This window comes from Streptomyces sp. NPDC051315 (assembly GCF_044455165.1).
GTDB lineage: Bacteria > Actinomycetota > Actinomycetes > Streptomycetales > Streptomycetaceae > Streptomyces.
In genome coordinates this window covers 1-22,220 of record NZ_JBITEN010000010.1, presented here as the reverse complement: position 1 = coordinate 22,220, position 22,220 = coordinate 1, and the positions used below count along the sequence as shown (strand labels likewise).

Below are 22,220 nucleotides of genomic sequence, written 5' to 3'. Positions count from 1 at the left end.
CGCCGACACGGGTCCGTGCCTCCGCGCGGACTTCTCACCCGGTGCTCACCCGTTCGGCCCGCCCGCGTTGCCCGGAGCGGCACACAGATCATCTACGTGCGTCGTATCCTGCTCGGACACTCACTGTCGAGCCCGGCCGGACACCACGGCAACACCCCCGCCCGTATCCACCGGAACAACGAGAGCTCGTCAGTTCGTTGAGCAAGAATTGGCGTTTTGCCAATACGGCTGAGCGACTGCTTTGCTTCACCGCTCAACGACGCATTACAACGACCCCTTGACCGCACTAGCGACAGCCCCCTTGTGGGGTGACGTGGCCGTTCGACTGGAGTTGCACGTGGCCGGGCGCATCGAAGACTACGCACTCATCGGAGACATGCAGACAGCGGCGCTGGTCTGCCGTGACGGCACGGTGGACTGGCTCTGCCTGCCCCGCTTCGACTCGCACGCGATCTTCGCCGGTCTGCTGGGCACCGAGGAACACGGCTTCTGGCGGCTCGGGCCCGCCTACGCATCCGACCAGCAGCCGCCCACCGCGGCCCGGCGCTCCTACCGCGGCGACTCGCTGATCCTGGAGTCCGAGTGGGACACCCCGCGCGGCACGGTCCGGGTGACCGACTTCATGCCGCCGCGTGACGGCGCCCCGCAGCTGATCCGCATCGTCGAGGGCGTCTCCGGCCGCGTCCCCATGCGCTCGGCCCTGCGGATGCGGTTCTCCTACGGCCGGGTCGTGCCGTGGGTGCACAAGCACGAGGGGCGCACGGTCGCCGTCGCGGGTCCGGACTCGGTGTGGTTCGACACCGACTGCGAGACCTACGGAAAGTCGCTGACGACGTACGCCGACTTCACGGTCGCCCCCGGGGACCGGATCGCCTTCACCATCTCCTGGCAGCCCTCGCACAAGGAGCCGCCGCCCCTGCCGGAGCCGGAGCAGTCGCTGGAGGCGACGGAGGAGTTCTGGCGGGAGTGGGTCGAGCACTGTACGTACCACGGCCCCTACCGCGAGGCCGTGATCCGCTCGCTGATCACGCTGAAGGCGCTGACCTACGCCCCCACCGGCGGGATCGTCGCGGCCCCCACCACCTCCCTCCCCGAGGACATCGGCGGCGTCCGCAACTGGGACTACCGCTACACCTGGCTGCGTGACGCGGCCATCACCCTGTCCTCGCTGCTGCGCACCGGCTACCGCGAGGAGGCCCGCGCCTGGCGCGAGTGGCTGCTGCGCGCGGTCGCCGGCGACCCGGAGAACCTGCAGATCATGTACGGCATCGCCGGCGAGCGCGAGCTCGGCGAGGCGGAGCTGGACTGGCTGCCCGGCTACGAGAACTCCGCTCCGGTCCGGGTCGGCAACGGCGCCGCCCACCAGCTGCAGCTGGACGTGTACGGCGAGGTCACCGAGGCCCTGCACCTGGGCCACATGACCGGCCTGGCCCGCAACGACTACGCCTCCCTGCTCCAGCTGAAGCTGATCCGCTACCTGGAGGACCACTGGGACGAGCCGGACGAGGGCATCTGGGAGGTGCGCGGTCCGCGCCGCCACTTCGTGCATTCCAAGGTCATGGCCTGGGTCGCCGTCGACCGCACGATCAAGCTGATCGAGTCCGGTGACGCGGACGGCCCGCTGGAGAAGTGGCGCGAGCTGCGCGACGACATCCACCGGGACGTGTGCGAGAAGGGCTACGACAAGGAGCGCAACACCTTCACGCAGTCCTACGGCTCGAAGGAGCTGGACGCGTCCCTGCTGCTGATCCCGCAGATGGGCTTCCTGCCCCCGGACGACAAGCGCGTGATCGGCACGATCGAGGCGATCCAGCGGGAGCTGTCCACGCCGGACGGCTTCATCCTGCGCTATCCGACACAGGGCGACCACGAGGGCGTCGACGGCCTCCCCGGAGACGAGGGCGCCTTCCTGGCCTGCTCGTTCTGGATGGCGGACGACCTCGCGATGATCGGCCGCGTGGACGAGGCCCGCAAGCTCTTCGAGAAGCTGCTGTCCCTGCGCAACGACCTCGGTCTCCTCGCCGAGGAGTGGGACCCGCGCCTGCAGCGCCAGGTCGGCAACTTCCCCCAGGCCTTCAGCCACGTCCCGCTGATCGACACGGCCCTGCGCCTGACGGCGTCGGGCGCCTACGGCGGCTGACCCAGGACCGGGATGAGACCGGGACGGACCCGACGACAGGACCGGGACCCGGCGCCCGCCTAGGCTGGGAGCCATCAGCCCCTGCACGGAAGGGGGCGCCCCATGGCCTCCCCGTCGAAGGCGGGCGCGGCGCTGACCGCGCTGCGCGAGGATCTGGTCGGCGACGTGTTCGCCCCGGGGGATCCGGGCTACGACGAGGCCCGGGCGGTGTTCAACGCGATGGTCGACCGCCGTCCGGCGGTGATCGCGCAGTGCGTGGACGAGGACGACGTCGTACGGGCCGTGCGGTTCGGCCGGGACCTGGACCTCAAGATCGCGGTGCGCGGCGGCGGACACAGCGTGGCGGGCATGGCGGTGAACGACAACGGCCTGGTCGTCGACCTGCGGCACATGCGCGCGGTCACCGTCGATCCCGCGGCCGAGGCGGTACGGATCGCGGGCGGCGCCACGATGGGCGACCTGGACCGCGCCACCGAGCCCTACGGTCTCGCCACGACCGGCGGGCGGACCTCCACCACCGGCGTCGGCGGCTTCGTCCTCGGCGGTGGCACCGGCTGGCTGGACCGCTGGTGCGGGCTGGCGGTCGACAACCTGCTCGGCGTCGAGCTGGTCACCGCGGACGGCGAACGGGTCCACGCGAACGCCGACGAGAATCCCGACCTGTTCTGGGCGCTGCACGGAGGCGGCGGCAACTTCGGCGTGGCCACCGCGCTCACCCTGAAGCTGTACGAGCTGCCGGAGTTCTCCGTCGCCCTGCTGCTGTACCTCCCGGAGGCCGGCCCCGAGACCACCCGCACCTACCGCGACGTGATCACCGCCGGCCCCGACGAGGCGGGCGGCGCCGTCCTCTACCTCACCGGCCCGCCCGAGCCGTTCGTCCCGCCGCACCTGGTCGGCACGCTGCTGTGCGGTGTGCTCCTGACGTACGCCGGTGCCGAGGGGGACCTGCGCAAGCTGGCCGAACCGCTGCTGGCGCTGCCGCACGAGGCGGAGATCGTCGGGGCGATGCCGTACGCGGACGTGCAGTGCATGATCGATTTTCCGCCCGGGATGCGGAACTACTGGTCGGCGGAGTACCTGACGGGTACGCCCGACGACTTCCTGGACGTCTTCTGCGCCCGCGCGGGGTCCATGCCGGTGCCGACCGGCACGCAGCACGTCCTGTTCCCGCAGGGCGGCGCGATCGCCGCCGGGCCGCACGCGTATCCGGTGCCGTTCCGGGACGCCCCGTGGGTGGTGCACCCGTTCGGGATCTGGGAGGACCCGGCGGACGACGAGCGGTGCGTGCGGTGGGTCCGGGACGTCCGCGCCGACGCCCGCCCGTGGAGGACCGGAGACGTGTACCTCAACTTCATCGGCGACGAGGGCGCCGAGCGGGTCGTGGCCGGCGTGGGCGCCGGGAACACCCGACGGCTCGGCGAGCTGAAACGGCGCTACGACCCCGACAACGTCTTCCGCTTCAACCACAACATCAAGCCGACCTGAGAGTCAGGTCGTCCCCGCGCACGCCATCGAGCCGACCCGAGGGACGAGGTCGCCCCCGCGCACGCCATCGAGCCGACCCGAAAGCGAGGTCGCCCCCGCCCGCCGTCAGGCCGGCCGGAGTGCCCTCAGTGTCCGCTCACCCGCCGGATCGCCCGCCGTCGCCGGAACGAGAGCGATCTCGTCGAGGCCCGCCTCGGTGTAGGCGTAGACGCGGGCGCGTACGGTGCCGGCGTCGCCGACCAGGCCGACCATGGCCGCCGCCTCGGCGGGCAGGGCGCGGACCAGCGTCGCACGGTCGGCGCCGGACGCGGCCAGGTCGACGGCCTCGCCGAACCCGGCCTCGCGGAACACGTCGGCGTACCCGGGCACGGTCAGGTATCCCGCGATGCTGCCGAGTATCTGGTGGAGCGACTAGGGATCGGGGTCGACGGCGGCCGGCAGCCAGGCGGCGAGCGTGGGCGGCGTACGGCCCACCGCGTCGGCCGCCGCCAGCAGCTTGGCGCGCAGTTCGCGCACCTGCGCCGGGGAGACCAGGTCGAGCAGCATGCGGTCGGCGTGCGCGGCGGCCGCGGCGATCGCACGGTCCCCGAACGCGGCGACGGTGAGCGGGCCGCCCGGCGGCGGCAGGCGGCGCCGGAAGGTGCTGCCGGGCACGATCGGCTCACCGGGCGCGCCGTGCAGCAGGTCCCGCACGGCCCGCGCCGTCTCCGTCAGGACGGTGGCGGGCCGGGCCCGGGACCGCCCGTGCACCCCCTCCACCACGCGCTTGCCGGACGTGCCCAGGGCGACGCCGACCGGCCGCCCGGTGACGGCCGCGACCGACGCGGCACCCCGGGCGATGGTCAGCGGATCGCGCACCGACACCGGTACGGGACCGGCCGTCAGCGCCGCCCGCTCGGTGACCCGCGCGATCCCCGCGGCCAGGACGAAGGAGTCCCAGGTCGGCCCTTCACCCGCCCACACCTCCCGGCAGCCGAGCCGGTCTGCGAGCGCCGCGACCCGCAGCGCCTCGTCGACCGGGCTGTCGTCCTCACGTGCCACGGCGACCACACTCATCTCCATGGCCCGCCGCTACCCGGTGGTCCCCGCTCCAACCCGGTGCGGCGGTGACGCGTCGGCGGAGGAGGCCCGGGGATCGTCTGCGTGACGGCGCCGCGAGATGTCGCCCGAACGTCCGCGCAGGTAGCGTCCGCTGCATGGACAGCCGTACGGACCACCGATTCGACAGCCGGGGCGCGGGCATCACCGTCCAGCGCGCGCTGGAGCTGCCCGGCCTGCGCAGCGGGCTGCCCGAGATCCTCGCGGGCGCGGACCGGCTGGGCCGCACGGTGCGCTGGGTGCACGCGGGCGAGGTCCCGAACATCGCCTCCCTGCTCAAGGGCGGCGAGCTGCTGCTGACCACGGGCTACGGCCTCGGCACCCGCCCGGCCGAGCAGCGGGCGTTCGTGCGCACCCTGGCCGAGCGGGGCATCGCGGCGCTGGTGATCGAACTGGGCCCGCGCTTCACGCGCCTGCCCGCGGCCCTGGTGGAGACGGCGCGGACGACCGGCCTGCCCCTGGTCCAGCTGCACCGCGAGGTGCCGTTCGTGACGGTCACCGAGGAGATCCACACCGAGATCGTCAACGGCCACTACGCGCTGCTCCAGCGGGCGGAGGAAGTGCACCGCCGCTGCACGGAGGCCCTGCTCGGCGGGGGCGGGATCCCTCAGGTCCTGGGCATCCTCGCGGACTTCGGCGGCAACCCGGTCTTCCTGGAGACGACCGACGGCCGGCTGCTGTACGCGGCCGGTGCCGGGCCCGAGGGGGCGGATCCGCTCCAGGTGTGGGAGGGGCTGCGGGGGCCGCACAAGGACGCGCCGCCGCCCGCCGGTTCGGTCCTGGTGGACGTGCCCGGGGGCGGGCCGGGGGCGGGTGCGGTGCGCGCCCGGCTCGTGCTGCTGCCGGTCCGGGCCCCGCTCGCCCCGGTGCACCGCATGGCGGCCGAACGGGCGGCCGGCATCCTGGCCGTGGTGCTGATGCAGGCACGGCAGGAGGAGGAGTTGGCGGCCCGCGGGCGGGGCGACTTCCTGACCGACCTCGCCGAGGGGCGTATCGCCGCGGAGGACGCTCCCGCGCAGGCGCGCGTCCTGGGGTTCCGGCCCGGCGACAGTCCGCTGCTGCCCGTCGTGATGCGGCTGGGCGACGCGCTCTCCCCGGGCGGGGGCTGGGCGGTGCTCGCCCGCGCGGTGGCGGAGGAGCTGGCGTCGGTGGGGGTGCCGGTGCTGCTGGGGGTACGGCCGGTGGAGGGCCGGGTGCCGGTGCTGCTGGGCCTGCGCGCGGAGTCGGAGCGGTCGGCGGTGGCGGACCGGGTGGCGGCGGCGCTGCGGGCCGGGGTGGAACGGGCCGGTATGCAACGGCCGGGGGCCCGGCCGCCGGTCGTGGTCGTCGGGGTCGCGGGCGGCTGGGCGGCGGCCTCCGCGGGCCTCAGGCACGCGGCGGAGACGGCGACCGCCGCCCAGGGTCTGTCGGACCGGCCCTGGTACGACGCCCGCCGCCTCGACATCGACCTGCTGCTGTGGCGCCTGCGCGACCATCCCGACCTGGCGGCCTTCGTGGACCGCGCGATCGGCCCGGTCCGCGACCACGACCACCGCTCCAGGCCGCCCCTGCTGCCCACCCTGGAGACCTACCTGGCCCACGCGGGGCGCAAGGCGGAGACGGCCCGCGAACTCCACCTCAACCGTCAGACCCTGTACAACCGCCTCGCCCGCATCGGCGAGTTGCTGGGCACGGACCTCGACGACCCGCAGACGGTCCTGGCCCTGAGCCTGGCCCTGCGGGCACGGCGTCTGGTGCCCTGAGCCGTCCGGCCGGCCGGCGGAGCCGATGCCGTGTGCCGCTGTTCCCGCGGCCGGCAGCCCGCCTCAGAGCCGGCGCAGTGCCGCCTCGACCGTGTCCCCCGGGAAGGTGTTGAAGGCGACGGCGGCCTGCGGCGCGTGACGGTGGATCAGGGCCAGGGCTTGCTCGAACAGGGGCACCAGGGCGTCCGTCTTGCGGATTCCGGCGCCGACGACCACCACGTCCCACGGGCGCTCGGTCAGTGCGGCGACGAGAGCGGGCTCGGCCGTCCCGTCGGCGACGACCGTCGCCAGGGCGGCGTCGATGCCCCGCTCGGCGAATCGGGCCAGTTGCTCGTCGACGCCGGCGCGGATGGCGTCCGGGTCGACGCCCGGGATGAGACCGGTCGCGGCGGCCGGTTCGTAACCGACCACGAGTACGGACGGCATGTGATTCCCCCTAGTGTGCGACGCTGACGACTGTTTTCTCGAACTGCCGGCCGGATTCCATGTGTTGGTGCGCCCGCACGACAGCTCCAGCACCCGGGCCGTCACGTCCTCCTCGTCGGAGACGAGCACGTCGGCGCCCCCCTGGTCCAGCGGCCCCCTGGTCCAGCGGACGCTGCCGCTTGGCACGGGTCCGGGTGACCGCGAGCGGGGTGGCACCGACCCGCAGGGCCGTGTGGATCGCGGCCGGACCGACGCTGCTGGACGCCGCGTCGACGACCGCGACGTCCCCGGGCCGCAGCCCGCCCACCTCGACCATCCCGCCGTAGGCCTCAGGCACGGCATCCACACGCGGCGCCGGAGACGGCGTCGGCGGTCCGCGGCCGGGGCACGAGCGCGGCCGCCGGGACGATCGCGCGCTCGGCGTACACGCCGTAGCTGTTGGGCGAGGTGACCGGCAGGACGCTGACCGCCTGCCCCGCCGTGAACCCGGCGACGTCCGGGCCGACGGCCTCGACGACGCCCGCCGCCTGGTTGCCCAGCCGGGCGGGCAGTTGCCTGACCGGCTCGATGTGCCGGTCGGACCGGAACAGTGCCTCGGCCCGGTTGACCCCGACGGCGTCCACCCGGATCCGCACCTCGCCCGGCCCCGGTTCCCCCACCGGGACGTCCTCCAGCCGTAACACCCCGGGTCCGCCCACCTCGGGGAACCGCACCGTCCTGGCCATACGCCCTCCCCCTCCCGTACCGCGCCCCCCAATACTTCGACCGCCATCATACTTCCATCACGATCGTACTTCGATGGCTGTGGACCTACGATGCGGCCCATGGGACGCACGCCCCCACACCCCGAGGTGTCGCAGTTCGACCTCCAGCAGGTGCTGGAGGCCCTCGTCGACCCGGTACGCCGCAGTATCGTCACGCAGTTGGACGCCGCCGGACGGGACATCGCCTGCGGCGGATTCGAGCGACGGTCAGCAGGTCGACCGCCACGCACCACTCCAAGGTGCTGCGCGTGGGGGGCCTGATCCGGCGGTCCTACGTGGGCACCTCGCTGCGCCGCGAGGAGATGGGCGAGGCGTTCCCGGGCCTGCTCGACGCCCTCCACCCGGCGCGCGCCACCGCGCGGTGAGGCCGGCTCAGATCATCGGCCGGGGCTGCGTCAGTTCGTCGTAGACGCTGAGGACCTGGGCGACGGTCTCGTCCTCGCTCGGCCAGGTGGCCGCCTGCCGGGTGCCGAGGTCCCGGAGCCGCTCGCACCGTCCCGGGTCGCCGAGCAGCCGGACGACGGCGCCGGAGAGGGCGTCCGCGTCGCCGTGCGGGACGAGCTCGGCCGCGTCGCCGACGAGTTCGCGGACACCGCCGGCCAGCGCGGCCACGAGCGGCACGCGCGCGTGGAGGGCCTCCTGCGCAAGGACGGACCGCGACTCCTCACCACCGGTCAGCAGGGCGAGGTCGGCGGCGGCCAGCAGTTCGCTCACGTCGTCCCGCCGCCCGATGAGCCGGACGGGCAGCTCCTCGTCCTCGATACGGCGCTGCAGTTCCGCCCGCAGCGGCCCCTCCCCCGCGACCACGACCAGCGGCACGGGGTCCAGTCGGCGCCACGCGCGCGCGGCGTCCAGCAGGACGTCGTAGCCGCGGTGGCGCTCCAGGGAGCCGACGGCCATCAGCAACGGGCGGCAGATCGCGCCGAGTTCGGCCCGCACCTTGGGGCGCGGCCGTTCGGGGTCCTCCTCGGCGGGCCGGGTTCCGGGCAGCGCCACGGCGGCGAGCCGGGCGTCGCGCGCCCCCGTCCGGCGGGCCCGGTCCACCAGTTCGGACGTCGTACCGAGCACGACGGCGGCCGCCTTCGCGACCCGCCGCTCCAGCAGGCGCAGCAGATGGGCGCGGGCGCCCTCGGCGTACGCCCGGTTGTGCCAGGTGACGACGAGCGGCGTGCGCCGCCCGCTGAGCGCGAGCACGGCCCGGAAGGAGGCGTGCAGCCCGTGCGCGTGGACGAGGTCGGCGTCCGTGCAGGCCGCCCGCAGCGCCGCCACGGACGCGGGGTCGCTGCTGCGCGGGACGGGCACGTGTTCGGCACCGGCGCCCGCGAAGTCGTAGGTGTGAGCGGCCTCGGCGGGGGCGCACACCGTCACCCGCACGCCCCGTGCGACGAGCCCCGCGGCCAGGGAGCGCACATGCGCGCTGCTGCCGGCGTTGCCGCCGCCCAGCACCTGCACGGTGCGCAGCGGCGACTGGCCGTGCGGTGAGTGGCTGCTCACGTGGCCGGGGCTCCTGGTTCGGCGTCGGACGGTCACGATGGAACGTACAGAAGGGGAACGGGCGGAGGGGTGGACCGCTCGCGCTCCTCCACGTACTAGGCCAAGGATGCCAGCACGTACGGGTGTTCCGTGCCGTCGAGCACCCGGGGTTCCGGCAACACGGCCCCCTAGGTCACCCACACGAGTGAAGGAAGGCAGGGATCCGTTCGATTGCGGTCAGACCGGCCGGACCGCCGGCCATCGAGGCACGCGCTCACCCTCTCCGCGTACACCGCCGGGCGCACCACGGCGGCGGCAAGCGCGAGCGGTCCCGCCCGCCGGTCGCCCACCACGATCGCCACACCGAGCAGCGCGCCCAGCGCGTGCGCCCCCGTGTCTCCGACCGGCGCGCGCCCACCGAGATCGTCCGGCGGGACGGCCCCGGCGACCGTCGACCTCCGGGAAGCGGGAAGCCGCACGGGCGAGCAGGCGCCCCGCGCCCACGCCCCGAGGGGGGACAGGCCACACGCGGGCCACCGCCCCTCCCCCACACCTCCCGAGCAGCCGGACACACCGCTCACCGGCACCGGCGGAACCCGCGGAAGGAGACCGACCGCGACGGATCCCCGGAGGGAAACCGGCACCGCCTCCCGGGAAGGGAACCGGCACCGCCCCGGAAGGAAGCCGCGCCGACGGGTTCCCGCCGGTCTCCCGCGACCTTTCGATCCGCCGGAAGGCCCTAGGCGTCCGCCCGCGCCGTCGCCAGCAGCTCCTCCGCGTGCGCCCGGGCGGTCTCCGAGTCCTCCTGCCCGGCGAGCATCCGGGACAGCTCCCGAATGCGCTCCTCGCCCTCGAGGACCTTCACGCCGGAACGGGTCACCGACCCGTCGTTCGTCTTCTCGACCAGCAGCTGCCGGTCGGCGAAGGCGGCGACCTGCGGAAGGTGCGTGACGACGACGACCTGCGCGGTCTTCGCGAGCCGCGCCAGCCGCCGCCCGATCTCGACCGCGGCCTTGCCGCCCACACCCGCGTCGACCTCGTCGAACAGGTACGTCGGCACGGGATCCGTCCCCGCGAACACCACCTCGACCGCGAGCATCACGCGCGAGAGCTCACCGCCGGACGCGCCCTTGGCGATGGGCCGCGGCGGCGCCCCCGGGTGCGGGGCGAGCAACAGTTCGACCTCGTCGACGCCGGACGGCCCGTAGGCGACCGTGCGCCCGCCGACCTCCACGCCCTCCGGGTCCTCCGTCTGCCGGATCTCGAACGACACGCGCGCGTGCGGCATGGCCAGCGAGGCCAGCTCGGCGGTCACGGCGGCGGCGAACCGGTCGGCGGCCTCCGTCCGCGCGTCGGTCAGGGCCTGCGCCAGCCCGCCCAGTTCGGTCCGCAGCGCGTCCCGCTCGGCGGTCAGCTCGTCGATCCGCTCGTCGTCACCGTCCAGCTCGGTGAGCCGCGCGGCGCCCCGCTCGGCCCAGGCCAGGACGGCGCCGACGTCCTCCCCGTACTTCCGGGTCAGCGCGGTGAGCGCGGCCCGCCGCTCCTCCACGGCCGCCAGCCGCAGCGGATCGGCGTCCAGGTCGTCGGCGTACCCCGCCAGCTCCCCCGCGGCGTCGCCCAGCAGGATCGCGATCTCCCCGATCCGGTCCGCGAGCGCGGCCAGCGCCGGATCGTGCGACCGCACGGCCTCCAGGGCCCGCTGGGCGCCCGCGACGAGCGTGGCGGCGTCGATGCCCTCGGGGTCCTCCGGATTGCCCGCGAGGGCCGCGTGGGCGGCCGTGGCGGCCGAGGACAGGGCCTCCGCGTGCCCGAGCCGCTCCGCCTCCTCCGCCAGCTCCACGTCCTCCCCGGCGCGCGGCTCCACGGCCGCGATCTCGTCGAGGCCGTAGCGCAGCATGTCGGCCTCCTGGGCCCGCTCACGCGCGCGCGTGGTGATCTCGTCGAGCTCCACGGACACGGCCCTCAGCCGCCGGTAGGCCTCCGTGTACTTGGCGAGCGGTACGGCGACCGCGTCGCCCGCGTACCGGTCGAGCGCCTGCCGCTGCCGGGACAGCTTCAGCAGCCCCTGCTGGTCGGTCTGCCCGTGCACGGCGACGAGTTCGTCGGCCAGGTCGGCCAGCAGCCCCACCGGCACACTGCGCCCGCCGACGTGGGCCCGCGACCGCCCCTCGGCCGAAACGGTACGGCTGATCAGCAACGCCCCGTCGTCGAGCTCCGCCCCGGCCTCCTCGGCCCGTACGACCACCGAGGCGTCCGCGGGCACGGCGATCCGACCCTCCACGACCGCCTTGTCGGCACCGATCCGCACGAGCGCGGCGTCGGCGCGCCCGCCCAGCAGCAGCCCGAGGCTGGTGACCACCATGGTCTTGCCCGCGCCCGTCTCACCCGTGACGGCGGTGAAGCCGGGCGACAGCTCGACCACCGCGTCGTCGATGACTCCGAGCGACCGTATCCGCATCTCCTCCAACACGGACACGACCTTACGAGGTCGGGGAGGGGAAGTGCGAGGCGCCCTGTCACCCGCGCGGGTGGACGTGCCCCTCACCCCCGCCCGGCGCCGGGCGCCCCCCCCCCCCCCCCCCCCCCCCCCCCCCCCCCCCCACACCCCCCCCCCCCCCCCCCCCCCGGGGCGCCCCCCCCCCCCCCCCCCCCCCCCCCCCCCCGCCCCCCGGGGGGGGGGGTGGGGGGGGGGGGGGCGCCCCCGCCCCGGGGGGGGGGCCCGGCCCCCCCCCCCCCCCCCGGCCCCGGGCGCCCCCCGCCGCCCCGCCCAGCGCCGACCGCCCCGTTCAGTGCCGCGTACCCCGCCACCCCGAGACGGGCAACGCGAACTTCGCCACCAGCCGGTCCGTGAACGACGCGTGATGCAGCCGGGCGAGCCGCACCGGCACGGCCCCCCGCCGCACCTCCACCCGAGCCCCCGGGGGCAGCTCGAAGGTCCGCCGCCCGTCGCACCACAGGACCCCGGGCGGAATGTGGGGCAGCAACTCGACGGCGAGCACCGAATCGGGCGAGGTCACCAACGGCTTCGCGAACAGCGCGTGCGCACTGATCGGCACCATCAGCAACGCCTCGACCTCGGGCCACACCACGGGCCCGCCCGCCGAGAACGCGTACGCCGTCGACCCGGTCGGCGTGGACAGCACGATCCCGTCGCACCCGAACCCCGTGACCGGCCGCCCGTCGATCTCCAGCACGACCTCGAGCAGCTTCTCCGCGCCGGCCTTCTGCACCGCCGCCTCGTTCAGCGCCCAGTCCGTGTGCACGATGTCCCCGTTGCGGTGCACGACGACATCGACGGTCATCCGCTCCTCGACCTCGTACGCCCTCGTCACCACCCGGTCGACGACCTTGTCGAGGTCGTCCCGCTCGGCCTCCGCGAGGAACCCCACGCTGCCGAGGTTGACGCCGAGCATCGGCACCCCGGACGCCCGCGCGAACTCGGCGCCGCGCAGCAGCGTGCCGTCACCGCCGAGGACGATGAGCAGCTCGCAGCCCTCCAGGCACTGCGGGGTGGCCTCGGCGACCAGCTCCACCTCGTCCGGCAGGGGAAGGTCGGCCGCCTCGTACTCCAGGACGCGCACGCCGATGCCCTCGCGCAGCAGCCCCTTCACGACCAGCTCCGCGCTGCGGATCGCGGCGGGCCGGCCCGTGTGGGCCAGCAGGAAAACAGTACGAGCTCGGTTCTGTGTCAACGCGGCCCCTCCGCCACTGCACGATCGACATCGGCCGGGTCCGGAGCAGGCGCCCCGGCCCGGAGCCACAGAAAGTACTCGACGTTGCCCGACGGCCCGGGCAGCGGACTGGCGGTGACACCCTTCACGCCGAGTCCGAGGTCCCACGCCTTCTCCGCCACGCCCCGCACCGCCTCGGCCCGCAGCTGAGGGCTGCGTACGACGCCCCCGCTGCCCAGCCGCTCCTTACCCACCTCGAACTGCGGCTTGACCATCATCACCAGGTCCGCGTCCGGCTCGGTGCACCGCGCCAGAGCCGGCAGCACCAGCCCGAGCGGGATGAAGGACAAGTCCCCCACGACAAGATCCACTGGCTCCCCATCGATCGCTTCGAGCGTCAACTCGCGTACGTTCGTACGGTCCTTGACGGTGACGCGTTCATCGCTCTGCAGAGACCAGGCGAGTTGTCCGTATCCGACGTCCACGGCGACCACGTGCGCGGCCCCCGCCCGCAGCAGTACGTCGGTGAAGCCCCCGGTGGACGCGCCGGCGTCCAGCGCCCGCCGCCCCGCGACGACGAGCCCCTGCGGCACGAACACCTCCAGCGCGCCGGCCAGCTTGTGCCCGCCCCGCGACACGTACTCGGGATCGCTGTCGTCGGCCGCGACGACGATGGCCGCCGCGGTCTCCACCTGTGTGGCCGGCTTGGTCGCGACGTTCCTGCCGACGGTGACCCGCCCCGCGGCGATCAGCTGGCTGGCGTGCTCACGCGACCGCGCGAGCTTCCGGCGCACCAGCTCCGCGTCCAGACGACGACGTGCGACTCCTGCCACGTTGGGTTCAGCTCCTGCTTCCGTACGGCGAGGGGGGCGCCGGAGGTCCCGGGCGGGCGTCGAGCGCGGTGAGCGCGTCGCGCAGCCCCCGGTGTACATCCTCGTACACCTCGATGTGGCCGTCCGTGGGGAGGTGGTCGGCGTCGGCCAGCCGCTCCAGACGGGCGTCCACCTCGGCGTCGCCGGTGGGGGTGCGGGGGACGTCCAGGGGCGCGGGGGCGGCGGGGTCGTCCCCGGGTCCGGCCTCCTGCGGGCCGTCGCTCTCCGGCACTGTGTCGCTCATGCCCCGACGCTACCGCGAACAGCTGGGGTACCGTCGAGCGCGATGGCCACGATCGAGGAGTGCCGCGCCGCACTGGAGAAGCTCTCGGACACCCTGCGGGGCGCCGAGGACGACGTCCGCGACGCCGCGGCCATGGACCGCTCGGTGAGCTGCCGCGTCACCGACCTGGACGTCACCTTCGTCGGCCGCCTCACCGGCGGCCGACTCGAGGTCGACGACACCCTGCAGGGACCGCCGCCGGAGAAGGCCCAGATCCGCCTCGCCATGTCCGGCGACGACCTGGTCGCCCTGGTCGACGGCGAGCTGAACTTCGCGAGGGCGTGGGGCTCCGGCCAGGTGACGCTGGAGGCGAGCCTGCGCGACCTGTTCCGGCTCAGGAAGCTTCTGTAGCCACGACCTTCCGGTCCTCGACCCTGTCCCCCGCCCGCGCCTTCCGCGCCGCCGGCACCACCAGCGGCGTACCCGTCTCCGGGTCGTCGATGACCTGGCAGCGCAGCCCGAAGACCTCCTCGACCAGCCCGGCCGTGACGACGTCGTTCGGCGCGCCCTGCGCGATGACCTCGCCGGCCTTCAGCGCGATGAGGTGGGTGGCGTACCGGGCGGCGTGGTTGAGGTCGTGCAGCACGGCGACCAGGGTGCGGCCCTGCTCCTCGTGCAGCTCGGCGCACAGGTCGAGGACGTCGATCTGGTGCTGGATGTCGAGGTAGGTGGTCGGCTCGTCGAGCAGCAGCAGCGGGGTCTGCTGGGCGAGCGCCATCGCGATCCACACGCGCTGGCGCTGACCACCGGACAGCTCGTCGACGTACCGGTCGGCGAGTTCGGCGACACCGGTCTGCGCCATCGACTCCCGCACGACCCGCTCGTCCTCCGTCGACCACTGGCGCAGGATGCCCTGGTGCGGGTACCGGCCACGGCCCACCAGGTCGGCGACGGTGATGCCGTCGGGCGCGATGGACGACTGCGGGAGCAGGCCGAGCGTCCGTGCGACCTTCTTCGCCGGCATCGACTGGATGACCTGCCCGTCGAGCAGCACCCGGCCCTCGCTCGGCTTCAGCATCCGCGACAGCGCCCGCAGCAGGGTCGACTTGCCGCAGGCGTTGGGGCCGACGATCACGGTGAAGGAGTGGTCGGGGATCTCCACCGACAGCTGTTCGGCGATGACCCGCTGGTCGTAGGCGAGGGTGACGTTCTCGGCGGACAGGCGGTTCACGGTGCTCCTTTGGTTGTTCAGCCCGTGGCTGACACGGGTGGTGGCGCTCATATCCGGCCCCGTCGTCGGCCCGGCTCGCGGCCCGGCCTCATATCCGGCCCGCCTTGCGCTCGGTGACCAGCAGCCACAGCAGGTAGACACCGCCGAGCACGCCGGTCACCACGCCCACCGGCAGCTGTCCGTCGCCGAAGAGCCGTTGCGCGGCCCAGTCCGCGGTGACCAGGAGGGCGGCGCCCATGCACAGGGCGGGCACGAGGTTCGGCCCGGGCGAGCGGGTCAGGCGCCGGGCGAGCTGGGGCGCGGTGAGCGCCACGAAGGCGACGGGGCCCGCGGCGGCGGTGGCGGCCGCGGTGAGCAGGACGGCGGCGACCATCAGCAGCAGCCGTACGCGCTCCACGCGCACCCCGAGGGCGTTGGAGACGTCGTCGCCCATCTCCATCATCCGCAGCCCGCGCGCGTTGGCGAGGACGAGCGGGACGAGGACGCAGCACAGGACGAGCAGCGGCCAGACCTGCTTCCAGTCCCGGCCGTCGAGCGAGCCGGTCATCCACACGACCGCGCGGGCCGCGTCGACGAGGTCGGCCTTGGTGATCAGATAGCCGTTGACCGCGGTCGCGATGGCCGAGACGCCGATGCCGACCAGCACCAGCCGATAGCCGTGCACTCCGCGCTTCCAGGCGAGCAGGTAGATGGCGGCACCGGTCACCAGACCGCCCACGAGCGCCCCGACGGCGACCTGGTTGGCGGACCCGGACATCAGCACGATCACCACGAGCGCGCCGGCCGTCGCCCCCTGCCCGAGTCCGAGCACGTCCGGGCTGCCCAGCGGATTGCGGGAGACGGCCTGGAACACGGCGCCGCCGAGCCCCAGCGCGGCACCGACGAGCAGCCCCACGAGGACGCGCGGCATCCGCAGCTCGTTGACGATGAACTCCTGGCCCTCGGTGCCGTTGCCCGCGAGCGTCTTCAGCACGTCGCCGGCCGGGATCGCGAAGTCCCCGGTGCCGATCAGCACCACGCTCGCGGCGAGCGCGGCGACCACCAGCAGCACGACGACGACCAGGGCACGCACGTCCAGCCGGAGGGAGAGCCCGCCGGGCGTGCGCACGGCACGGGGAGCGCCGGGGGTACGGGCGCCCGACGGCGCGGCCGGCCGCTGCCGAGCGGCCTGCTCCGGTGCGGTGTGGGATGCGGTCTTCACAGCTGGGCCGTCCTCCGCCGTCGTACGAGAAAGATGAAGACCGGGCCGCCGATGATCGCGGTGATGATCCCGACCTGGACCTCGGAGGGCCGGGCGACGACCCGGCCGATGACGTCGGAGCCGAGCAGCAGCACCGGCGACAGGATCGCCGCGTACGGCATGATCCAGCGCAGGTCGGGTCCGGTGAAGGAGCGCACGACGTGCGGGACCATCAGCCCGACGAACACGATCGGCCCGCAGGCGGCGGTCGCGGCACCGCACAGCACGGTGGCGGCCAGCATGGCCAGCGCCCGGGTGCGGTTGAGGTGCGCGCCGAGCGCCTTGGCGGTGTCGTCACCCATCGCCATGGCGTTCAACGGCCGGGCGAGGCCGAACGAGAGCAGCGTGCCGACCGCCATGAAGGGCAGCACCTGCCAGATGGTGTCATTGGTCGCGGAGGTCAGCGAACCGACCGTCCAGAAGCGCATCTTGGCGAGCGCCGCCTGGTCGAGGATCATGACGGCCTGGACGTAGCCGAAGAGCGCGGCGGCGATCGCGGTGCCGGCGAGCGCGAGCCGCACGGGCGTGGCCCCCCGGCTGCCGCCGAGGAACCAGACCAGCGCGCCGACCGCGGCCGCGCCGAAGAAGGCGAACCACACGTACCCGGTCAGGCTGCTGACGCCGAGGTAGGTGACGGCGGTGACGACCGCGGCCGAGGCACCGGCGTTGATGCCGAGCAGACCGGGGTCGGCCAGCGGGTTGCGCGTGAGGGCCTGGAGCACGGCTCCGGCCAGTCCCAGCGCGGCACCGACGAGCAGCCCGAGCACGGTCCGCGACAGCCGCTCTCCCACGACGACGTCACCGTAGGTCCCCGTGTCCTCGAACAGACCGTGCCAGACCTGTGCGAGGGACAGCTCCTTGGCACCGATGGCGATACTCGCCACCGCCACCACCAGCAGGAGCACTACGGCGACGAGCAGCCCAACGGAACGTATCGCCCGGCGGGTTGGGGGCGCGGGGGCTGTCTCCGCGCGCTGTTCGGGAACACTGTCGACCAACACGCAGTTAGGTTAGCCTACCCTGGCATTTTCCCTCGATCCCTGGTCACGGCCTTCGCCGGGTTCACAGGATCACACCGGCCGCACCTCGGTGCGACGGCCCCGCCCCTCGGTGCGACGGCCCCTCACAACCCCAGCCGTGCCAACGCCTTCCCCCCGTCCAGCCCGCACGAGCCCTCCCCCGCCGCCGTCCACGCGGCCGCGCACAACGCCCGCAGCCCGTCCAGCGCGTCACCGTCCCCCTCCAGCTCCAGCCGCTCGGCACCCGCCGTCACCGTCCAGCCCCCGCACCGGAAGCCGTCCCCCTCAGCCGTGACCTCGGGCTGCCCGGTGAGCAGACCCCGCAGATCCCGGTCGACGTACGTCGGCCGGTGCTGCGGCGGCGCGGCGAGGAGTTGGGCGCCGTCGGTCACCCCGGTGAGGACCAGCAGCGAGTCGACCTCCCCGTGGTACGCCCCCTCGATGTCGGTGTCCAGCCGGTCCCCCACCACCAGCGGCCGCTCGGCACCCGTGCGCAGGATCGTCTCCCGGTGCATGGGAGGCAGCGGCTTGCCCGCGACCTGCGGCTCGGCCCCGGTCGCGATCCGCACCACCTCCACCGCGGCCCCGTTGCCCGGCGCGATCCCCCGACCGCTGGGAATGGTCAGGTCCGTGTTGGACGCGAACCACGGCACCCCGCGCGCGACGGCGTACGACGCCTCCGCGAACCGCCCCCACGGCAGGTCGGGCCCGCCGTACCCCTGCGCGACGGCCGCCGGATCGTCGTCCGCCGACTCGACGGGCTCGAGCCCGCGCTCGCGCAGCGCGACCCGCAGCCCCTCCCCGCCGATGACCAGCACCCGCGCCCCCGCCGGCACCTGCTCACTGATCAACCGTGCCACCGCCTGCGCCGAGGTGATGACGTCATCGGCCCCCGTCGGTATCCCCAGCTCCGTCAGGTGCGCGGCCACCACGTCCGGGGTCCGCAGCGCGTTGTTGGTGACGTACGCGAGATGCATCCCGCCCGCCCGCGCGGTGGCCAGCGACTCGACGGCGTGCACGATCGCGCTCCCGCCCGCGTACACCACCCCGTCCAGGTCGAGCAGCGCCGTGTCGTACGCCTCGCTCAGGGCCTGCCCACTGCTCTCGGGCCTCCTCCTGACGCTCCGGCTCATTCCGCATCGCTCCTCGTTCGCTCGCTTTCCCCCGATCATCCCGCATGCCACCGACACACGTACGATGCCGGGATGAACACAGCGGGTCACTCGGAAGCAACGGCGCCCCGAGGCCTGGAACTCACCCCGTTCCGAGGCCTGCGCTACGACCCCGACCGGGTCGGCAGCCTCGCGGCCGTCACCTCCCCGCCGTACGACGTCGTGGTCCGCCCCGACGGCCTGCACCAGCTCCAGGACGCGGACCCGCACAACATCGTCCGCCTGATTCTCCCCCAGGCCACCACGCCCGGCGCCCGCAACGAACAGGCCGCGGCCACCCTCCGCCACTGGCTCTCCGAGGGCGTCCTGACCGCCGACCCCGAACCGGCCCTGTACGTCTACGAGCAGCACCACCACGCCGACGGCATCCTCCAGCGCGGCGTCATCGGCACCCTGCGCGTCTCCGAGCCCTCGGTCGGCGTCGTCCTGCCCCACGAGGACGTCATGCCGCACATCGTCGCCGACCGGGCCGCCCTGATGCGCGCCACGTACGCCAACCTCGAACCCCTCCTCCTCACCTACCGGGGCAACGGCACGGCGGCCGAGGTCGTGGAACGCACCGCCGAGCGGACCCCGCTCCTCTCCACGACCACGGAGGACGGCTTCAGCCACCGCCTCTGGTCGGTCACCGACCCGGCCGAGGTGGCCCGCGTCCAGGCCGAGCTCTCCCACCACCAGGCCCTGATCGCCGACGGCCACCACCGCTGGGCGACCTACCGCCGTCTACGCGCGGAGCACCCTTCTCCCAGCCCCTGGGACCACGGTCTGGTCCTCCTCGTCGACACCGCCCGCTACCCGCTGCGCGTCCGCGCCATCCACCGCCTCCTGCACGGCCTGCCGGTCGCGGAGGCCCTGGCTGCCGTCGAGGGCCTGTTCCGCGTCCGCCGCCTGGAGACACCGCTGCCGGAGGCACTCGACGCCCTGGCCGACGCCGCCTGCGCGGGCAACGCCTTCCTCCTGGCCGGCGACGGTGCCTTCCACCTCCTCGACCGCCCGGACCCGGCCCTCCTCGCCCGCACGGTCCCCACCGACCGCCCGCACGCCTGGCGCACCCTGGACGCGACGGTCCTGCACGCCACCCTCCTCGACCACGTGTGGCACATCCCGGAGGACGACCCCACCCGCATCGCCTACATCCACGACACGGCCGCCACGGTCGAGAAGGCCCAACGCGACGGCGGTACGGCGGTCCTGCTGCACCCGGTCCGCGAGGAGGTCGTCCGCGACCTCGCCCGCCAGGGCGTCACGATGCCCCGCAAGTCGACGTCCTTCGGCCCGAAACCCGCCTCGGGCCTGGTCCTGCGCGCCCTGGACATCTGACCCCGGACACACGAAAGGGGCGGGACGACCGGTGCCACCGGTCGTCCCGCCCCTTTCACCGACGTAGGTCAGTCCTGCCCGTCGGCCTTGTCCTGGGCCTTGTCCTCAGCCGGCCCGCCCTCGACGGCGTCCTCGTCCAGCGCGTCCGTGAACTCCACGCCGTCCAGCTCCGCCAGCCGGTCCGAGGCGTCCGTGCTGCCGTCCCGGTCGGCCTCCACGGCCTTCGCGAACCACTCCCGCGCCTCGCTCTCCCGCCCCGCGGCCAGCAGCGCGTCGGCGTACGCGTACCGCAGCCGCGCGGTCCACGGCTGTACGGCGTTGGAGGCCAGCTCGGGGCTCTGCAGCGTCACGATGGCCGCGTCCAGCTGCCCCATGTCACGCCGGGCCCCGGCCGCGACGAGCCGCATCTCCACCTGTCCGGCCTTGTCGAGCTTGTGCACCTCGGGGGCCCCGGCCATGTCCAGCGCCTTCTCCGGCCGCCCGAGCCCGCGCTCGCAGTCGGCCATGACGGGCCACAGGTCCGCACTCCCCGTCATCCGCCGCGCGGCCCGGAACTCGGCCAGCGCCTCGCTGTACTTCTGGTTGGCGTACGCGGCGAACCCGGCCGCCTCCCGCACGGCGGCGACCCTGGACGCCAGCCGCAGAGCCACCCTGGAGTACCCGTAGGCCCCCTCGGGGTCCTCGTCGATGAGCCGGGCGACCATCACCAGGTTCTTGGCGACGTCCTCGGCGAGCGTCTTCGGCAGACTCTGCAGTTCCTGCCGTACGTCCTTGTCGATCTCCTCGCCGGTGACGTCCTCCGGGATCGGCAGCCGCTTGATCGGCTCGCGGTCCCGGTCACGATCCCGCTCGTCACGGAACCGTCCGCCGCCACGCCGGTCGTCCCGCCCGTCCCGGCCCCGGAAACCACCGGGCCGACCGCCACGGTCGTCACGACGCGGCCCGCGCCCACCGCGGTCGTCGCGCCCGCGGTACCCACCGCGCTCACCACCCCGGCTGTCGTCCCGACGGAACCCTCCACGGTCCCCGCGGTCGTCGCCCCGACGGTCGTCGCGCCGGTCATCGCGCCGCTCGTCCCGACGGAACCCGCCCCGGTCACCGCGATCCCCACGGTCGTCGCGGCGGTCGTCACGCCGGCCGTAACCTCCGGAGCCACCGCGGTGGTCGTCACGGCGATCATCACGCCGGTCATCACGGCGGTCGTCCCGACGGAACCCGCCCCGGTCACCGCGATCCCCACGGTCGTCGCGGCGGTCGTCGCGCCGGGCGAACCCACCACGGTGGTCGTCGCGCCGACCATGACCGCCACGGTCGTCGTCGCGCCGGAAGTCGGGCCGGTCACCCCGGTCACTGCGCTCGTCACGCCGGAACCCGGGCCGGTCACCCCGGTCGTCACGCCGGAACCCGGGCCGGTCACCCCGGTCGTCACGCCGGAACCCGGGCCGGTCACCGCGGTCGTCACGCCGGAACCCGGGCCGGTCACCCCGGTCGTCACGCCGGAAGCCGCGGTCCCGGTCGTCCTTCTGGAACGCCGGACGCGAACCCCGATCGCCTTCGCGGCGGTCGTCGCGCCGGCCGTAGCTCCCACGATCGCGATCACCGTAGCCCCCACGGTGGTCGTCCCGACGGTCCTCCCGACGGAAGCCACCGCGGTCCCCACGGTCGTCGCCCCGCCGATCGTCCCGGCGGTCGTCCCGGCGGAAGCCGCCCCGGTCACCGCCACGGTCCCCGCGGTCACGGTCATCACGGCGGTCGTCACGCCGACCGTAACCGCCGGAGCCACCACGGTCGTTGTCACGACGGAACCCACCACGGTCGCCCCGCTCGCCACGGTCCCCGCGGAAATGACCGCGGTCGCCGCGGTCCCCACTGTCCCGTCGCCGCTGGTCGCGCTCCGGTCGGTCGTCGGGAGAGTTGGTGGACATGGTGACTCCTGTCTTCGGTACCGCAAGTCATTCTCGCGCAGCCGGGTACCCACCCGGCGCGCTATGGAAAAACAAAAGGACCCCTGGTCCCAGCTGAACGCTGGTGACCAGGGGTCCTTCCAAAGATTGTTCGGCGGCGTCCTACTCTCCCACAGGGTCCCCCCTGCAGTACCATCGGCGCTGTAAGGCTTAGCTTCCGGGTTCGAAATGTAACCGGGCGTTTCCCTCACGCTATAACCACCGAAACCCTAATGGTTTCGAGCGAACAAGCACACTTTTTACTTGTTTCAAGCTCTAGCCGGCAACGGTCGTTGCCTCAGAACTAACACAGTGGACGCGAGCAACTGAGGACAAGCCCTCGGCCTATTAGTACCGGTCACCTCCACACGTTACCGTGCTTCCAGATCCGGCCTATCAAC

At 73.9% G+C, this 22,220-nt stretch carries 21 protein-coding genes and 2 rRNA genes; 6 read left to right on the top strand and 17 right to left on the bottom strand.

Translation table 11 applies throughout. From position 1 onward, the window contains the following. Positions 1–337 precede the first annotated feature (337 nt). Together ACIBBD_RS19990 and ACIBBD_RS19985 are read left to right on the top strand one after the other, a co-directional pair. The gene (locus ACIBBD_RS19990; RefSeq protein WP_399421024.1) at positions 338–2,140 is read left to right on the top strand and encodes a glycoside hydrolase family 15 protein; all 1,803 of its coding nucleotides are present in this window, start codon (positions 338–340) and stop codon (positions 2,138–2,140) included. Positions 2,141–2,242: 102 nt separating this feature from the next. Continuing rightward, entirely contained in the window at positions 2,243–3,625 is a 1,383-nt protein-coding gene (locus ACIBBD_RS19985) for an FAD-binding protein (protein ID WP_399420773.1), read from the top strand. 105 nt (positions 3,626–3,730) lie between these two features. On the opposite strand, the gene ACIBBD_RS19980 is transcribed toward ACIBBD_RS19985, so the two are convergent. After that, positions 3,731–3,994: a hypothetical protein gene (locus tag ACIBBD_RS19980; protein WP_399420772.1), complete on the bottom strand. Its 264-nt coding sequence runs from the start codon at positions 3,992–3,994 to the stop codon at positions 3,731–3,733. Positions 3,995–4,036: 42 nt separating this feature from the next. Next, positions 4,037–4,666 (bottom strand): LLM class flavin-dependent oxidoreductase, encoded by a 630-nt coding sequence (locus ACIBBD_RS19975; RefSeq protein WP_399420770.1) that lies wholly within the window; start codon positions 4,664–4,666, stop codon positions 4,037–4,039. Positions 4,667–4,821: 155 nt separating this feature from the next. Here ACIBBD_RS19975 and ACIBBD_RS19970 point away from each other — a divergent pair, with 155 nt between their 5' ends. After that, a complete protein-coding gene (locus tag ACIBBD_RS19970) occupies positions 4,822–6,465 on the top strand; it encodes a PucR family transcriptional regulator (RefSeq protein ID WP_399420769.1) in 1,644 nt (547 codons plus the stop codon). 63 nt (positions 6,466–6,528) lie between these two features. Here the strand turns inward: ACIBBD_RS19970 and ACIBBD_RS19965 are convergent, their stop codons facing one another. Together ACIBBD_RS19965 and ACIBBD_RS19960 are read right to left on the bottom strand one after the other, a co-directional pair. Next, entirely contained in the window at positions 6,529–6,891 is a 363-nt protein-coding gene (locus tag ACIBBD_RS19965; RefSeq protein WP_399420768.1) for a hypothetical protein, read from the bottom strand. A 329-nt stretch (positions 6,892–7,220) separates the two neighbouring features. After that, positions 7,221–7,616 (bottom strand): alcohol dehydrogenase catalytic domain-containing protein, encoded by a 396-nt coding sequence (locus ACIBBD_RS19960; protein WP_399420767.1) that lies wholly within the window; start codon positions 7,614–7,616, stop codon positions 7,221–7,223. Between the two features lie 99 nt (positions 7,617–7,715). Between ACIBBD_RS19960 and ACIBBD_RS19955 the strand changes: the two genes are divergently transcribed. Beyond that, complete coding sequence (locus ACIBBD_RS19955) at positions 7,716–7,916, top strand: hypothetical protein (RefSeq protein WP_399420766.1); 201 nt, start codon at positions 7,716–7,718, stop codon at positions 7,914–7,916. A gap of 111 nt (positions 7,917–8,027) precedes the next feature. Here the strand turns inward: ACIBBD_RS19955 and ACIBBD_RS19950 are convergent, their stop codons facing one another. The 5 genes from ACIBBD_RS19950 to ACIBBD_RS19930 all read right to left on the bottom strand — a co-directional run bounded on the left by ACIBBD_RS19950 (position 8,028) and on the right by ACIBBD_RS19930 (position 13,915). Next, on the bottom strand, positions 8,028–9,149 hold the full coding sequence (locus ACIBBD_RS19950) for a glycosyltransferase family 4 protein (protein WP_399420765.1): 1,122 nt from the start codon (positions 9,147–9,149) through the stop codon (positions 8,028–8,030). Positions 9,150–9,867: 718 nt separating this feature from the next. Further along, positions 9,868–11,586 carry a DNA repair protein RecN gene (recN, locus tag ACIBBD_RS19945; RefSeq protein ID WP_399421023.1) on the bottom strand — a complete coding sequence of 573 codons (1,719 nt, stop codon included), beginning with the start codon at positions 11,584–11,586 and terminating at the stop codon, positions 9,868–9,870. Positions 11,587–11,914: 328 nt separating this feature from the next. Continuing rightward, entirely contained in the window at positions 11,915–12,820 is a 906-nt protein-coding gene (locus ACIBBD_RS19940) for an NAD kinase (RefSeq protein ID WP_399420764.1), read from the bottom strand. Continuing rightward, a complete protein-coding gene (locus ACIBBD_RS19935) occupies positions 12,817–13,632 on the bottom strand; it encodes a TlyA family RNA methyltransferase (protein ID WP_399420763.1) in 816 nt (271 codons plus the stop codon). Before ACIBBD_RS19935 ends, ACIBBD_RS19940 begins: the two co-directional genes overlap by 4 nt. Before the next feature lie 7 nt (positions 13,633–13,639). Beyond that, complete coding sequence (locus ACIBBD_RS19930) at positions 13,640–13,915, bottom strand: hypothetical protein (RefSeq protein WP_399420762.1); 276 nt, start codon at positions 13,913–13,915, stop codon at positions 13,640–13,642. Between the two features lie 42 nt (positions 13,916–13,957). Between ACIBBD_RS19930 and ACIBBD_RS19925 the strand changes: the two genes are divergently transcribed. Continuing rightward, positions 13,958–14,305: an SCP2 sterol-binding domain-containing protein gene (locus tag ACIBBD_RS19925; protein WP_399420760.1), complete on the top strand. Its 348-nt coding sequence runs from the start codon at positions 13,958–13,960 to the stop codon at positions 14,303–14,305. On the opposite strand, the gene ACIBBD_RS19920 is transcribed toward ACIBBD_RS19925, so the two are convergent. The 4 genes from ACIBBD_RS19920 to ACIBBD_RS19905 form a co-directional block, all read right to left on the bottom strand. Then, a complete protein-coding gene (locus ACIBBD_RS19920; RefSeq protein WP_399420759.1) occupies positions 14,289–15,176 on the bottom strand; it encodes an ABC transporter ATP-binding protein in 888 nt (295 codons plus the stop codon). The two genes, ACIBBD_RS19925 and ACIBBD_RS19920, sit on opposite strands and share 17 nt — an antisense overlap. A gap of 37 nt (positions 15,177–15,213) precedes the next feature. Further along, on the bottom strand, positions 15,214–16,233 hold the full coding sequence (locus tag ACIBBD_RS19915) for a FecCD family ABC transporter permease (RefSeq protein ID WP_399421022.1): 1,020 nt from the start codon (positions 16,231–16,233) through the stop codon (positions 15,214–15,216). Between the two features lie 89 nt (positions 16,234–16,322). After that, a complete protein-coding gene (locus tag ACIBBD_RS19910) occupies positions 16,323–17,366 on the bottom strand; it encodes a FecCD family ABC transporter permease (protein ID WP_399420758.1) in 1,044 nt (347 codons plus the stop codon). Positions 17,367–17,488: 122 nt separating this feature from the next. Beyond that, positions 17,489–18,517 carry an HAD hydrolase-like protein gene (locus ACIBBD_RS19905; protein ID WP_399420757.1) on the bottom strand — a complete coding sequence of 343 codons (1,029 nt, stop codon included), beginning with the start codon at positions 18,515–18,517 and terminating at the stop codon, positions 17,489–17,491. Positions 18,518–18,589: 72 nt separating this feature from the next. Between ACIBBD_RS19905 and ACIBBD_RS19900 the strand changes: the two genes are divergently transcribed. Further along, positions 18,590–19,876: a DUF1015 domain-containing protein gene (locus ACIBBD_RS19900; RefSeq protein WP_399420756.1), complete on the top strand. Its 1,287-nt coding sequence runs from the start codon at positions 18,590–18,592 to the stop codon at positions 19,874–19,876. Positions 19,877–19,944: 68 nt separating this feature from the next. On the opposite strand, the gene ACIBBD_RS19895 is transcribed toward ACIBBD_RS19900, so the two are convergent. The 4 genes from ACIBBD_RS19895 to ACIBBD_RS19880 form a co-directional block, all read right to left on the bottom strand. Then, positions 19,945–20,688, bottom strand: coding sequence for a tetratricopeptide repeat protein (locus tag ACIBBD_RS19895; RefSeq protein WP_399421021.1), 744 nt, complete (start codon positions 20,686–20,688; stop codon positions 19,945–19,947). Then, positions 20,580–21,854 (bottom strand): hypothetical protein, encoded by a 1,275-nt coding sequence (locus ACIBBD_RS19890; RefSeq protein ID WP_399421037.1) that lies wholly within the window; start codon positions 21,852–21,854, stop codon positions 20,580–20,582. The genes ACIBBD_RS19895 and ACIBBD_RS19890 overlap by 109 nt, the downstream gene beginning before the upstream one ends. A gap of 75 nt (positions 21,855–21,929) precedes the next feature. Next, positions 21,930–22,046, bottom strand: a 5S ribosomal RNA gene (gene rrf, locus ACIBBD_RS19885). Positions 22,047–22,147: 101 nt separating this feature from the next. Continuing rightward, positions 22,148–22,220: ribosomal RNA gene (locus ACIBBD_RS19880) — 23S ribosomal RNA — on the bottom strand; the annotation flags it as partial.

Bases quoted from the DNA above. Each gene is read 5' to 3' on its own strand.
- ACIBBD_RS19905 (WP_399420757.1), bottom strand. From the start codon at position 18,517: ATGAGCCGGAGCGTCAGGAGGAGGCCCGAGAGCAGTGGGCAGGCCCTG.
- ACIBBD_RS19900 (WP_399420756.1), top strand. From the start codon at position 18,590: ATGAACACAGCGGGTCACTCGGAAGCAACGGCGCCCCGAGGCCTGGAA.
- ACIBBD_RS19960 (WP_399420767.1), bottom strand. From the start codon at position 7,616: ATGGCCAGGACGGTGCGGTTCCCCGAGGTGGGCGGACCCGGGGTGTTA.
- ACIBBD_RS19965 (WP_399420768.1), bottom strand. From the start codon at position 6,891: ATGCCGTCCGTACTCGTGGTCGGTTACGAACCGGCCGCCGCGACCGGT.
- ACIBBD_RS19930 (WP_399420762.1), bottom strand. From the start codon at position 13,915: ATGAGCGACACAGTGCCGGAGAGCGACGGCCCGCAGGAGGCCGGACCC.
- ACIBBD_RS19920 (WP_399420759.1), bottom strand. From the start codon at position 15,176: ATGAGCGCCACCACCCGTGTCAGCCACGGGCTGAACAACCAAAGGAGC.
- recN (WP_399421023.1), bottom strand. From the start codon at position 11,586: ATGCGGATACGGTCGCTCGGAGTCATCGACGACGCGGTGGTCGAGCTG.
- ACIBBD_RS19970 (WP_399420769.1), top strand. From the start codon at position 4,822: ATGGACAGCCGTACGGACCACCGATTCGACAGCCGGGGCGCGGGCATC.
- ACIBBD_RS19985 (WP_399420773.1), top strand. From the start codon at position 2,243: ATGGCCTCCCCGTCGAAGGCGGGCGCGGCGCTGACCGCGCTGCGCGAG.
- ACIBBD_RS19925 (WP_399420760.1), top strand. From the start codon at position 13,958: ATGGCCACGATCGAGGAGTGCCGCGCCGCACTGGAGAAGCTCTCGGAC.
- ACIBBD_RS19955 (WP_399420766.1), top strand. From the start codon at position 7,716: ATGGGACGCACGCCCCCACACCCCGAGGTGTCGCAGTTCGACCTCCAG.